The organism is Cellulomonas sp. plas2 (assembly GCF_057221735.1).
Map to the genome: position 1 here is coordinate 3411931 of NZ_CM170155.1, position 13362 is coordinate 3425292.

11 protein-coding genes and 1 tRNA gene are annotated in these 13362 nt (G+C 76.7%); 3 read left to right on the forward strand and 9 right to left on the reverse strand.

Translation table 11 applies throughout. The features are described 5' to 3' along the window. Positions 1-75: 75 nt before the first annotated feature. A complete protein-coding gene (locus AC2TDM_RS15180) occupies positions 76-1224 on the forward strand; it encodes an ROK family transcriptional regulator (RefSeq protein ID WP_090031123.1) in 1149 nt (382 codons plus the stop codon). Here AC2TDM_RS15180 and AC2TDM_RS15185 read toward each other — a convergent pair. From AC2TDM_RS15185 to AC2TDM_RS15220, 8 genes are all read right to left on the reverse strand, one after another. Further along, positions 1205-1414 (reverse strand): hypothetical protein, encoded by a 210-nt coding sequence (locus AC2TDM_RS15185; protein ID WP_090031124.1) that lies wholly within the window; start codon positions 1412-1414, stop codon positions 1205-1207. The genes AC2TDM_RS15180 and AC2TDM_RS15185 overlap by 20 nt on opposite strands. A 58-nt stretch (positions 1415-1472) precedes the next feature. Then, positions 1473-1545 (reverse strand) — tRNA-Thr (locus AC2TDM_RS15190). Between the two features lie 95 nt (positions 1546-1640). Continuing rightward, positions 1641-3167 carry an alpha/beta hydrolase gene (locus tag AC2TDM_RS15195; RefSeq protein WP_090031309.1) on the reverse strand — a complete coding sequence of 509 codons (1527 nt, stop codon included), beginning with the start codon at positions 3165-3167 and terminating at the stop codon, positions 1641-1643. A gap of 88 nt (positions 3168-3255) precedes the next feature. Further along, entirely contained in the window at positions 3256-4395 is a 1140-nt protein-coding gene (locus AC2TDM_RS15200) for a DNA polymerase III subunit delta' (RefSeq protein ID WP_090031126.1), read from the reverse strand. Next, positions 4392-5105, reverse strand: a complete 714-nt coding sequence (tmk, locus tag AC2TDM_RS15205) for a dTMP kinase (protein ID WP_484635182.1) — start codon at positions 5103-5105, stop codon at positions 4392-4394. The genes AC2TDM_RS15200 and tmk overlap by 4 nt, the downstream gene beginning before the upstream one ends. Further along, on the reverse strand, positions 5102-6121 hold the full coding sequence (locus AC2TDM_RS15210; RefSeq protein WP_484635183.1) for a Gfo/Idh/MocA family protein: 1020 nt from the start codon (positions 6119-6121) through the stop codon (positions 5102-5104). The genes tmk and AC2TDM_RS15210 overlap by 4 nt, the downstream gene beginning before the upstream one ends. A gap of 17 nt (positions 6122-6138) precedes the next feature. Then, on the reverse strand, positions 6139-8892 hold the full coding sequence (topA, locus tag AC2TDM_RS15215) for a type I DNA topoisomerase (protein ID WP_484635184.1): 2754 nt from the start codon (positions 8890-8892) through the stop codon (positions 6139-6141). 88 nt (positions 8893-8980) lie between these two features. Continuing rightward, positions 8981-10042: a phosphatase PAP2 family protein gene (locus AC2TDM_RS15220; RefSeq protein ID WP_484635185.1), complete on the reverse strand. Its 1062-nt coding sequence runs from the start codon at positions 10040-10042 to the stop codon at positions 8981-8983. 261 nt (positions 10043-10303) lie between these two features. Here AC2TDM_RS15220 and AC2TDM_RS15225 point away from each other — a divergent pair, with 261 nt between their 5' ends. Together AC2TDM_RS15225 and AC2TDM_RS15230 are read left to right on the forward strand one after the other, a co-directional pair. Further along, positions 10304-11041, forward strand: a complete 738-nt coding sequence (locus AC2TDM_RS15225; protein ID WP_090031135.1) for a response regulator transcription factor — start codon at positions 10304-10306, stop codon at positions 11039-11041. 5 nt (positions 11042-11046) lie between these two features. Beyond that, on the forward strand, positions 11047-12621 hold the full coding sequence (locus tag AC2TDM_RS15230) for a sensor histidine kinase (RefSeq protein ID WP_484635186.1): 1575 nt from the start codon (positions 11047-11049) through the stop codon (positions 12619-12621). Here AC2TDM_RS15230 and AC2TDM_RS15235 read toward each other — a convergent pair. After that, positions 12609-13292, reverse strand: a complete 684-nt coding sequence (locus AC2TDM_RS15235) for a hypothetical protein (protein WP_175499281.1) — start codon at positions 13290-13292, stop codon at positions 12609-12611. The genes AC2TDM_RS15230 and AC2TDM_RS15235 overlap by 13 nt on opposite strands. Between the last annotated feature and the right edge of the window lie 70 nt (positions 13293-13362).

Below are 13362 nucleotides of genomic sequence, written 5' to 3' on the forward strand. Positions count from 1 at the left end.
ATCCGCGTCACGCGGCGCGCGGTCCTGCGGCAGGATGACGCGAGGCTTCGTTGCTCGACGGAAGGAAGTGCGCGCATGACCGACTGGGCGCCGCTCGACGGGTCGACCCAGGCGGTCGCGCTCGAGGTCCTTCTGCACGGACCGCTGGGCCGGGCGGAGCTGTCCCGCCGCACGGGCCTGTCGCAGGCGAGCCTGAGCCGCCTCACCCGGCCGCTCGTCGACGCAGGCCTGCTCGTCGAGGTCGAACCCGCCGACGTGCCCGCGGGCAGGGGCCGGCCGGCGCAGCCGCTCGACGTCGCAGCGTCGGCCCACGCGTTCGTCGGGGTGAACCTCACCGGCGACGACGCCGTCGCCGTCCTCACCGACCTGCGCGCGACCGTGCTGGCGCACCGCCGCGTCCCGCTGGCCGACCACGCACCCGACGCCGTGCTGGAGGTCGTCGCCGGGCTCGTCCGCGAGCTGGCTGCCGAGGCGCCGGGCGCCGCACCGCTCGAGGGCGTCGGCGTCAGCCTCGGCGGCCAGACCACCCCCGACGGGACCGTCCGGCGCGCCCCCTTCCTGGGGTGGCGGGACGTCCCCGCGGGACCGGCCCTGCGGTCCGCGCTCGACCGGGCGGTCACGGTGGACAACGACCTCGTCGCGCGGACGGAGGCCGAGCACTGGTTCGGCGCGGGCCGGGAGCACCCGCACTTCGCGCTGCTCACGGTCGGGGCCGGGGTCGGGCTCGGCCTCGTCGTGCACGACCGGCTCGTCCAGGGGCCGGACGCCGGCCTGGGGCTCGTCGGGCACCACCGTCTCGCGCTCGACGGCCCGCGCTGCAGCGACGGGCACCGGGGGTGCGCGTCGGCGTTCGTCACTCAGCACGGGGTGCAGGGCGCGGTCGCGGCCGCCGTCGGCCGGTGGGTCGACTACGACGAGGCGCTGGACCTCGCGGTGGCGGGGCATCCCGGCGCGCGCCGGGCGGTGGACGACGCCGGCCGCGCGCTCGGCCGCCTGGTCGCGGCCGTCGCCAACGTCGCCGGGACGCCGACGGTCGTCCTGGGCGGCGAGGGCGTGCGCCTGGCGTCGGTCGCGTCGGAGGCGCTGGCGTCGGGCCTGGCGGAGGACCGCGACCCGGAGGCGACGCCGGTCGGCCTCGTCGTCCGCCCCGAGGACCGCACGCAGTGGCCCCGCGGCGCAGCCGTCCGCGCCATCCAGGCGTTCGTCACCGGCGCGGGCCGCTGACCCCCTCGTCGCCCGCAGCGTGAGGGCCTTCCGCTGCTGCGTGCCGCCGGTCGACGAGCGCGGCGACGCGCAGCACGACCGCGGTCGAGACGGTGAACGCCGCCAGCGCCAGGCCCGCGACGAGCGCGGCCGTGCCGCGGCCGCCGGGGTCCGGACCGCGACCGCCGCCGGCGCTGCGGGGTCCCGTCATGCCGTCACCTCCGTGGGAGACGAGGACGGCCCCCGCCGAGGGCGGGGGCCGTCCGATGAGCCGCCTAAGAGAATCGAACTCTTGACCTTCTCATTACGAGTGAGACGCTCTGCCGACTGAGCTAAGGCGGCGTCGCCGGACCCGGGGGCGCGGCGAGCGGGTCCACCATACCCGGCGCCGGACGAGCGCCCAAACCGGCCCGGCCCACCCGCGTGGACGCGCCCCGTCAGCAGCGGGTGCCGTCGGCCGGCACGGTCCCCTCGACGAGGTAGGCGTCGACCACGTCCGCGATGCAGGTGTTGCTCGCGCGGTAGGCCGTGTGACCCTCCCCCTCGAAGGTGAGCAGGACGCCCGACGAGAGCGTCGTCGCCAGCTTCTCGGCCCACGCGTAGGGCGTCGCGGGGTCGTTCGTCGTGCCGACGACGAGGATCGGCGCCGCACCCTCGGCCGCGTAGGAGGGCAGCGGCTCGGCGACGGGCGTGGGCCACTGCGCGCACGTGACGCCGCCGTAGGAGAACCACGGGCCCACGGTGGGCGCCGCCGCCTCGACCTCGGCCGCCGCCGCGCGCATCTCGGCGACGTCCGCGGGGGCGCGGGAGTCCGCGCACCCGATCGACCAGAAGGCCTCGAACATGTTGCTCGTGTACCGGCCCTCGGCGTCGCGCTGGTAGTACGCGTCGGACAGCGCGAGCAGCACCGACCCGTCCCCGCGCGTGATCGCGGCCGTCAGCCCCTGGGTCAGCAGGTCCCAGGACGCCTGGGAGTAGAGCGTCGCGGCGATCCCCGAGAACGCCAGAGCGCTGGTCAGCCGCCGGTCCTGCCCGGTGGTCAGAGGGGCGGCGGTGGCCTTGTCCAGCAGGGTGCGGACCTGCGCGAGACCGTCCTCGACGTCCCCGTCGAGCGGGCAGGTGTCCTGCCCCTGGCAGTACGCGACGTACGCCCGCAGCGCCCCCTCGAAGCCGGCCGCCTGCCCCGCGGAGACCTCCGTCGACGTCAGGGTCGGGTCGAGGGCGCCGTCGAGCACGAGACGGCCGACGCGCTCGGGGAAGAGCGCGGCGTAGGTCGCTCCGAGCTGCGTGCCGTAGGAGAACCCCAGGTAGGTGAGGGTCTCGTCGCCGACGAGCGTGCGCAGCAGGTCGAGGTCGCGCGCCGCGGAGACCGTGTCCACGTGCTCCAGCAGGGGGCCGGTCCGCTCCAGGCACTGCGCACCCACCGCACCCCACGTCGCCGCGGCCTCGGTGAGACCGGCGTCGGAGGTGTCGAGGTCGGTGGCCGTCAGCACGTCGAGCTCGGCGTCGTCGACGCAGTCGACGGGCGTGCTCAGGCCGACGCCCCGCGGGTCGAACCCGACGACGTCGTAGGAGGCCAGCAGCGTGTCGGAGAACTCCGCCAGGGCCGCCGGGACGTAGTCGACGCCGGAGGCACCGGGCCCGCCCGGGTTGATGAACAGCGTCCCGAGGCGCTCACCGGTCGCGGCGTGCCGGGTGAGCGCGACGCCGATCGTCTCGCCCTCGGGCTCCGCCCAGTCGAGCGGCACGCGCGCCGTCGCGCACTCGAGGTCTGCGCAGTCCGTCCACACCAGCTCCTGCGCCGCCACGTCACCGTCGGCGGGGGCCGCCGCGGCGGTGCTCGGGCCCGGCGTCACCGTCTCCTGCTGGACGGCGGGCGTGCACCCCGCGACGGCGAGCAGACCCGCCAGGAGGGCGACGAGGGCCGCGGGCCCGGCAGGTCGGCGGGCGGGGCGGGGGCGCATGCGCCCCACGGTAACCGGCCCTGCCGACGCGTCCGGCCGCCGTCCCGGCGACGAGCACCCGGCTCTCAGCCCTGCGGACGCCGTGCTCTCAGCCCTGCGGGCGCAGCGCGACGGCCATCGCCTCGACCGCGAGCAGCGGGGCCACGTTGCCGGCCAGGCGGGTGCGCGCCTGGCCGACCGCGTCCATCCGGCGCAGCGTCTGCTCCGGCGTGCTCGCCGCCCCGAGGGCGCGCACGTCCTCGTCGTGGTCGAGGTTGACGAGGTCCACCCCGGCGTCGAGCTGGACCACGAGGACGTCGCGGTAGAGCGAGAGCAGGTCGACCATCGCGCGGTCCAGCACGTCCCGCAGCGCGCGGGTGGCGCGGCGCTTCTGCTCCTCCTCCAGCGCGCGCACCTGGGCGCGGACGGCCGGCGGCAGCGTCGGCGCGCCGGGGTCCACGCCCAGCACGCGCAGCAGCTCGGCGCGCTCGGCGGCGTCACGCTCACCCGTCGCCGCGGTGGCGTCGGCCTGCGCCGTCTCGACGAGCTCCCCCGCCAGGAGGACGGCGTCCCCCACGCCGCGGATGCGCGCGGCCACGCCGAGGACGGCGGCGCGGCGCGCGCGGGCCTCGGCGTCCCGGGCGAGCCGTCGGGCGACGCCGACGTGGCTCTGCGCGGCGCGGGCCGCCGTGACGGCCAGGTCCGGGTCGACGCCGTCCCGCTGCACGAGCAACCCGGCCACGGCGTCGACCGGCGGCACCCGCAGCGCCACGTGCCGCGTGCGCGACCGGAGCGTGACGAGCACGTCCTGCGGGCTCGGCGCGCAGAGCACCCACACCGTCCGCGGGGGCGGCTCCTCGATCGCCTTGAGCAGCACGTTGCCGCTGGAGTCGTTGAGCCGGTCCGCGTCCTCGACGACGATCACGCGCCACCGCCCCTGCGCCGGCGCGCGCTGCGCCAGGGCGACGAGCGGCCGCACCGTGTCGACCCGGATGACGACGCCCTCGGTGGACACGACCTCCAGGTCGGGGTGCGCGCCGGACAGCGTCGTCGTGCAGTCGTGGCAGACGCCGCAGCCGCCGCGGGGGCACTGCAGCGCCGCCGCGAACGCCCGCGCGGCGTTCGACCGTCCCGACCCCGGCGGCCCGGTCAGCAGCCACCCGTGCGTCATCCGGGCGGGGTCCGCCGCGGCCTCCGACAGCACCGCGACGGCCGGCTCCTGCCCGACGAGCTCGTCCCAGACGCTCACACCGGCTCCGACGGCGTGCCCACGCCCGTGCCGACACCCGTGCCGACGCCCGTGCCGACGCCCGTGCCCGTGCCCTCGGCCGCGTCCGCCCCCAGCCCGGTCCGCTCGACGACGCCGGCGCGGACGCGGTCCGCCACCTCCTCGACGGCCGCGGACGCGTCGACGACGAGCCAGCGCCCCGGCTCGGCCGCCGCGCGCTCGAGGAACGCCGCCCGCGTGCGGCGGTGGAACTCCTCCCCGGCGCTCTCCAGCCGGTCCGGCGCGTCGGTGAGCCGGCCGCGGCCGACCTCCGGGTCGACGTCGAGCAGCACGGTGACGTGCGGGAGCAGCCCGTCGACGGCCCACAGCGACAGACGCTCCACCTCCTCCGCGCCCAGGTCGCGGCCGGACCCCTGGTAGGCGACCGACGAGTCGAGGTACCGGTCGGTGATGACGACCGCGCCCCGCTCGAGCGCGGGCCGCACGAGGCTGGCGACGTGGTGCGCCCGGTCGGTCGCGTAGAGCAGGGCCTCGGTGCGCGCGTCGACGTGGTCGCCGTGCAGCACCGCCTCGCGCAGCGTGAGGCCGAGCGTCGTGCCGCCCGGCTCGCGCGTGAGCACCACCTCGCGGCCGAGCGCCGCGCACCACTCGCCGAGGAGCCGGACCTGCGTCGACTTGCCGGCCCCGTCCCCGCCCTCGAAGGAGACGAAGACGCCCGCGGCCGTCTTCACTCCCCGCCGGTCGTCTCGCCGGGGTAGACGACCCCGACCTGCCGGCGCACCTCGTCGAGCACCTCCATGACCTCGAGCGTGTCCTGCCACGTGTTGAGCGGGCTCTCCGTCGCGCCGGCCGCCACCTGCCGTGCGACCTCGGCCGCCTCGTACTGCAGGCCGCGGGCCGACGGCTGGTCGAAGGTCCACACGCGCCCGTCGCGGCGCCGCACCTCGAAGGAGGTGGGCGCGTAGAACGGGCCGCGGACGGCCACGTGGCCCTCGGTCCCGGAGACGAAGGCGGTGGTGGGCGTCCGTGCCCACAGCGTGGTGGCCAGCGTCGCCTGCACCCGCTCGCCGTAGGACAGCACCATCGAGACCTGGCCGTCGACGCCCGTGTCGGTCAGCGCCCCGACGGCCGTGATCGCGTCGGGCTTGCCGAGCATCATGTGCGCGAACGACACCGGGTAGACGCCCAGGTCGAGCAGGGCGCCGCCGGCCAGCGCCGGGTCGTACAGCCGGTGCTGCGGGTCGTACGCGAACCACTGGCCGTGGTCGGCCTGGACGTGGACGACCTCGCCGATCTCCCCCGCCTCGATGACCTGGTGCAGCGCGGCCACGTGCGGCAGGAACCGCGTCCACATGGCCTCCATGACGAAGACGCCGGCCTCGCGCGCCGCGTCGAGCACCTCGCGCGCCTCCGCCGCGTTGCGCGTGAACGCCTTCTCCACCAGGACGTGCTTGCCGGCCCGGATGGCCAGCAGGGCGTGCTCCCGGTGCTCGGAGTGCGGGGTGGCCACGTAGACGACGTCGACCTGCGGGTCCTCGACGAGGGCCCGGTAGCTGGTGTGGGTGGTCGGGATGCCGTGCGCCGTGGCGAACCGCGTCGCCCGGTCGCGGTGCCGCGACCCGACGGCCACGAGCTGGCTGCGGGTGTGCTCCCGGACCGCGCCGGCGAAGGCCGCCGCGATCCCTCCGGTGCCGATGATGCCCCAGCGGACGGACGGGGCGGTGCGCGGGTCCTCGGTGCGTGCCATGCGCGTCAACCTAGCGGTCAGGACCGACTCGTCGCCTTCGTCCGGGTGCCGGTGGACCTCCTGGCCGCGGGCTTCTTCTTCGCCGGGGCCGACGCCCGCTTCTCCGCCAGGAGCTCGATCGCCTGCTCCCGCGTCAGCGACTCGGGGCTCGCGTCGCGCGGCAGCGTGCGGTTCGTGACGCCGTCCGTCACGTAGGGGCCGAACCGGCCGTCCTTGACGACGATGGGCTTGCCGCTCGTCGGGTCCTCCCCCAGCTCCTTCAGCGGCGGTGCGGCGGTGGCGCCCCGCCCGCGCTTGGGCTGGGCGTAGACCGCGAGCGCCTCCTCGAGCGTGATGTCGAGCAGCTGCTCCTCCGACGTCAGCGTGCGCGAGTCCGTGCCGCGCTTGAGGTAGGGCCCGTAGCGGCCGTTCTGCGCGGTGATCTCCGCGCCCGTCTCCGGGTCCGTGCCGACGACGCGCGGCAGCGAGAGCAGACGCAGCGCGTCCTCGAGCGTCACGGTCTGCAGGTTCATCGACTTGAACAGCGAGGCCGTGCGCGGCTTGGGAGCCGCGGCCAGCGCCCGCTTGCGCGCGGCCGCCGACAGGCCCGGGTCCAGCTCGGGCTCGGGCAGCAGCTCGGTGACGTACGGGCCGTAGCGGCCGTTCTTGGCGACGATCGTCGTGCCCGTCGTCGGGTCCTGGCCGAGCACGAGGTCGCCCTCGGGCTCCGTGCGCAGCAGGTCCAGCGCCTTCTCGAGGGTCAGCTCGTCGGGGGCCAGCTCCTCCGGCACCGACGCGCGCCGGGGCGACCCGTCCTCCGCCGTGCCGGTGACGCCGGCGGTGTCCTCGAGGTAGGGGCCGTAACGGCCCACCCGCAGCACGACCCCGTCGCCGATCTCGATGGAGTTCACCTCGCGGGCGTCGATGTCGCCCAGGTTCTCGACGAGGCCGCGCAGGCCGCCGGCCTCCACCGTCCCCGACCGGTCCCCGAAGTAGAAGCTCGTGAGCCAGTCGCGCCGGTCGCGGCCGCCCGCCGCGATCTCGTCGAGGTCCTGCTCCATCGTCGCCGTGAAGTCGTAGTCGACGAGGCGGTCGAAGTTCTCCTCGAGCAGCCGCACGACCGCGAACGCCAGCCACGACGGCACGAGCGCCTGCCCGCGGGAGGTGACGTAGCCACGGTCCTGGATGACGGAGATGGTCGCGGCGTACGTCGAGGGCCGGCCGATGCCGCGCTCCTCGAGCGCCTTGACCAGGCTCGCCTCCGTGTAGCGCGGCGGCGGGGAGGTCCGGTGGCCGTCGGCGGTGAGGTCCGCAGCCGTCAGGGCGTCGCCCTGCGCCATCTGCGGCAGGCGCGCGTCGCCCTTGCCCTCGGCCCGCGCCGCGTCGCCCTCGGCGGCGGCCGCGTCGTAGCGGTCGACGTCGCGGCTCTCCTCGTACGCGGCGAGGAAGCCGCGGAAGGTGATGACCGTCCCGGAGGCGGAGAACACGACGGGGGTGGCGCCGTCCGGCAGCGCGGCGTCGGCGGCGAGGCGCACGGAGGCCGTCTGCCCCCGGGCGTCGGCCATCTGCGAGGCGACGGTCCGCTTCCAGATGAGCTCGTACAGGCGGAACTGGTCCCCCGACAGCTCCCGCGCGACCTGCGCCGGCGTGCGGAAGGAGTCACCGGCGGGGCGGATGGCCTCGTGCGCCTCCTGGGCGCCCTTGGCCTTGCTCGCGTAGACGCGGGCCGCGTCGGGCACGTACTCCGGCCCGTACAGCTCCGCCGCCTGGCGCCGCGCGGCGTCGATCGCCTGCGAGGACAGCACGGGCGAGTCGGTCCGCATGTAGGTGATGTAGCCGTTCTCGTACAGGCCCTGCGCCGTGCGCATGGTCTGCCGGGCGCTCATGCGCAGCTTGCGGCCCGCCTCCTGCTGGAGGGAGGACGTGGTGAAGGGTGCGGCCGGGCGGCGCGTGTACGGCTTGGTCTCGAGGCTCTGGACCCGGACGTCGGCGTCAGCCAGGCCGGTGACGACGGCACGCGCGGCACCCTCGTCGAGCGCCACGGCCTCCGCGGAGCGCAGCCGGCCCCGGTCGTCGAAGTCCCGGCCGGACGCGACGCGGCGGCCGCCCACCTGCGTGAGGCGGGCGGAGAAGGTCGGCTCCGCCTCGTCCGCCACGGCGAACGTGCCGGTGACGTCCCAGTAGTCCGCGGCGACGAACGCCATCCGCTCGCGCTCGCGCTCCACGACCATCCGCGTGGCGACGGACTGCACGCGGCCGGCGGACAGGCCCTTGCCGACCTTGCGCCAGAGGACCGGGCTCACCTCGTACCCGTAGAGGCGGTCGAGGATGCGTCGCGTCTCCTGCGCGTCCACGAGCCGCTCGTCCAGCGAGCGCGTGGCGCCGAGCGCGCGCTGGATGGCCTCGCGCGTGATCTCGTGGAAGACCATCCGGTGCACGGGCACCTTGGGCTTGAGCTCCTGCAGCAGGTGCCACGCGATGGCCTCGCCCTCGCGGTCCTCGTCGGTGGCGAGGTAGAGCTCGTCGGACTCCTTGAGCGCCCGCTTGAGCTCGGCGACCTTCTTCTTCTTGTCCGCGTCGACGACGTAGTACGGCTCGAAGCCGTGCTCGACGTCGACGGCGAACTTGCCGAAGGGGCCCTTCTTCATGTCGGCGGGCAGCTCGGACGGCTGCGGCAGGTCACGGATGTGCCCCACGCTCGCCTCCACCTCGAAGTCGTCCCCGAGGTAGCCGGCGATCGTGCGCGCCTTCGCCGGTGACTCGACGATGACGAGCTTGCGTCCTGCGGCCATGTCTCCCAGTCCTGTCCGCCGGCGCGCGGCGCGCCGACCCCTCGTCCCCCTGCCGCCGCCCGCCCCCTGGGGCCGCGACGCGCCGACCTTACGCCGCCGCCCCGCGGGCCCGCGCCGCCGGACCACCCGTCCCGACGACCCCGGCGCCCGTCCCCGGGGCTGGGGACGGCCCGCGGGCGGCTCGCCACGACGGGCGGCCCGCCGCCTCGCGCAGCAGGAGCAGCAGGCCGAAGACCAGCGCGGTCGCGGCCACCGAGGCCGCGGCGCCCCCGGCGTAGACCGTGAGCAGCCCCGTGCGGTCCTCGACGACCTCCCCCGCCCGCACCTGCGCCGCCGTCCAGCCCAGCGCCAGCGCACCGGCGACCCCCGCCGCCAGCGCGCCGACCAGCAGCGTCGCGCCGGTCACGCCGGCCGCCGTCCGCCGCGGCGCACGCCCCGTGCCCGGTCGTCCCACCACCGGCTGGACAGTCGGCCCGACCGTCGGCCGGACCGCCGGCCGCAGCGCGACGAGCGCGCACACCACCGCACCCCACGCGAGCACCACCAGCAGCGCCGCGACGACGTCCGAGGGCCGGTGCCACTGCCCGACGAGGGTCGACACGCCGGTCGCCGCCGTGTAGCCCGCACCGAGCACCGCCACGACGGGCCGCACCCGCGGCGGCACGACGAGCAGCAGCGCCGCCGACACGGACGCGGCCGCGGTGGTGTGCCCGCTGGGCAGGGTGTTCTCGTCGTACGAGCCGATGCCCAGATCCGGGCGCTCGAGCAGGTGGTGCTTGAGCACCCGCGTCGTGACGTTCGCCCCGCCCATGAGCAGCGCGACCTGCACGGCGAGCCACGGCCGCCGGCGCGCCACCGCGATCGTCGCCGCGGCCAGCAGCACGGCGGCGATGAACCCGACGGACACCACCTCGAGCACGGTCGTCGCCGGTCCCCACAGCCGGCTCTGCCCGTGCAGGGCGCCCTCCCACGCGAGCTGGTCGACGCCCTGGCCCGTGGCGGTCCCGACGAGCAGCCGGTGCAGCGCCAGCACGCCCGCGGCGGCCGCGGCGGCGACGAGCAGGCACAGCGCCGCCAGCCCGGGCCGCGTCCCGCGGGCCGGGCCTGCCGGGCGGTCGCCGGGGGCGATCACGCTGGTGGGGGCCGTCACCCGACGAGCGTACGGCGGGCTGCGCCGGGCGGGTGGGGCGCGGCGTGCGGTGGCCGTGAGGCGTGCGTGCAGGGTCCGTGGGCCGGACGTGGCGGACCGGTGAAGCCCCTGGTGAGGACTCACCGGTCCGCGGAGGGTGCCGATGGGTCGTCGCGGAGGGCCGTGCGGGCGCGGGCCCCTCGTCGGCGGCCCCGGTCTTCCCCAGCAACCTCACAGGGTCCGACCAGCAGCGCTACAGGTCGTGCGCCCAGAGTGAGAGGCATGACGACGATGACCGCCCGGCGCCCCGATGTCCTGACCCGCCCCGACGGCTCGCCCGTGCGCGCCCTCGTCGTCGACGACGAGCCCACGCTGGCCGAGCTGCTGGCCACGGCCCTGCGCTACGAGGGCTGGCAGGTCGAGCACGCGCTCAACGGCCAGTCCGCGATCCGGCACGCGAAGACGCTCGAGCCGGACGTCATCCTGCTCGACGTCATGCTCCCCGACCTGTCGGGGCTGGACGTGCTGCGCCGCATCCGCGCGACGCAGCCGAACGTCCCGGTGCTGTTCCTCACCGCCAAGGACGCGGTGGAGGACCGGATCGCCGGCCTGACGGCCGGGGGCGACGACTACGTCACGAAGCCGTTCAGCCTCGAGGAGGTCGTGGCGCGCCTCCGCGCGCTGCTGCGCCGTGCGGGCGCGACGGCCGTCGAGGAGGACTCGGTCCTCGTCGTCGGCGACCTGCGGCTCGACGAGGACTCCCACGAGGTGTCCCGCGGCGGCGACGACATCCACCTGACGGCCACGGAGTTCGAGCTGCTGCGCTACTTCATGCGCAACCCGCGCCGGGTGCTGTCCAAGGCGCAGATCCTCGACCGCGTGTGGCAGTACGACTTCGGCGGCCAGGCCAACATCGTCGAGCTGTACGTGTCCTACCTGCGGCGCAAGATCGACAAGGGGCGCACCCCGATGCTGCACACGCTGCGCGGCGTCGGCTACGTGCTCAAGCCGGGCGCCTGAGCGTCGTGGCGTCGCGGCCCGCCCGCGTGCCGGGGCGCTGGACGCTGCGGCGCCGGCTCGTCGCCGTGCTCGTGCTGCTCCTCGTCGCCAGCGCGGCGACGACGGGCGTCGTCTCGACGATCGCGCTGCGGGGCTCGCTCGTCGACCAGCTCGACGAGCGGCTCGTGCAGGCGAGCGACCGCGCCGGCCGGTTCGGGCCGGGTGGTGAGCGCGGCCCGGTCGGGGACGGCGTCGTCGGGGACGGCGTCGTCGGGGACGGCGTCGTCGGCCCCGGCGGCCCACCGCCCCAGGACGTCGGCACGCTGGCGCTGTACGCGGACGACGGCGTCGTGGAGCAGGCCGGCTACTACTCCGCCGAGAGCGGCACGTTCGTCGCCCTCACGGACGCCCAGGCGGACCGGCTCCTCGCGGTGCCGGCCGGGGGCGGGCCGGTCACCGTGGACGTGGCCGGGCTGGGCGGCTACCGCGTCCTGGCGACGTCGACGGACGACGGCCGGCTCGTCGTCACGGGCCTGTCCCTGTCGGACGTCGGCACGACCGTCGAGGGCTACGTGCTCGTCCAGGTCCTCGTCGCGCTCGTCGTCCTCGGCGTCGGCGTCGTCGTGGGGCTGCTGCTCGTGCGGCGGGAGCTGCGGCCGCTCGACCGCGTCGCGGCCACCGCCCGGCGCGTGGCCGCGCTGCCGCTCTCGCGCGGGGAGGTGGCGATCCCCGAGCGCGTCGCCGCGGCCGACACCGACCCCGCGACGGAGGTGGGCCAGGTCGGGGCGGCGCTCAACGGCCTGCTGCACCACGTGGAGCGGGCGCTGGCCGACCGGCAGGCCTCCGAGACGCAGGTGCGGCAGTTCGTCGCCGACGCCTCGCACGAGCTGCGCACCCCGCTGGCCTCGATCCGCGGGTACGCGGAGCTCGTGCGCCGCTCACCCGAGACCCTGCCCGCCGACGCCCGCCAGGCCCTGGCGCGCGTGGAGTCCGAGTCCCGGCGCATGACCGCGCTGGTCGAGGACCTCCTGCTGCTGGCGCGCCTCGACGCGGGCCGGCCGCTCGCGGAGGGGAGCGTGGACCTCGTCGCGCTCGCGGTGGACGCCGTCGCCGACGCGCACGCGGCCGGCCGCGACCACGTCTGGCGGCTCGACCTCGGGACCGGCGACGACGAGGAGCCGCTCGACGTGCTCGCGCGGGGCGACGAGGACCGCCTGCGGCAGGTGCTCGCGAACCTCCTGTCCAACGCGCGCCTGCACACGCCGCCGGGCACGGTCGTCACCGTGGGCGCCCGCGCGGACGGCGCGCGCGTGCGCCTCGTGGTGGCCGACGACGGGCCGGGCATCGACCCCGCCCTGCGCGACCGGCTGTTCCAGCGCTTCACGCGCGGCGACGCCTCGCGCAACCGCGCGTCGGGCACCACGGGGCTCGGGCTGGCCATCGTCGACGCGGTCGTCGGCGCGCACGGCGGCGCCATCGCCGTCGAGAGCGCGGTGGCGGGCGAGCGGCCCGACGGCCGGCACGGCACGACCTTCACGGTCACGCTCCCGGCGCACGGGGTGCCGCGGCCCGCCCCGGTCGCGGCCGGTCAGAGCGGGTAGGCCGCCCAGAGCGCGTCGACCTCGGCCGTGGGGGCGACGAGGACGACGACGACCGTGCCGTTCCACCACGCCGCGCTGGACACGCCCTCCGTCGGCACCGGGGTGCCCGCCGCGTCCACGGCCACGCCGTCCGCGACCGCCCAGCGCCCGGCGGCCGCGTCCGCGACGGGGACGTCGCCGGAACGGGCGCCGTCACCCCCGGCGCCGACGAGGGCGCCGACGAGCGGGTCGCCGACGGCGGCGGCCTCCTCGGGGGTGGCCCACTGCCCCACCCGCACGGCCACCCCGCCGTCGTAGGTGTCCGCCCACGCCTCCACGGCGCCCTGGCCCGGCCAGGTCGTGTCGGCGACCGACCCGACGAGGGCGTGCGCACGCAGCGTGCCGGGCAGCACGGCGGTGAGCGCGGTCGCGGCGGGGCGCTCCGCGGGCACCCCGGTGGACGTCGGCACGGGAGCGGTCACCGTCACCGTCGGTGCCGGGGCCGCGCCGACGACCTCCCGCCCCGGGCCGAGCAGCAGCCACGCGGCGAGCCCCGCGGCCACGAGCGCGAGCAGGCCGCCCACGACCCACGGCAGCCGCCGGCGCCGTCCCGTGCCGGTCGCCGTGCCGGTCGACGTGCCGGTCGACGTGCCGGCCGTCGCGCCCGTGCCGTCAGCCGTCCCCGTGCTCATCGCGTCCCCCGCTCGTCCTGGCACCGCTGATCCGGCCGCGCCGCCCGGCCGGTGCCGCTCGGCGGCCCGC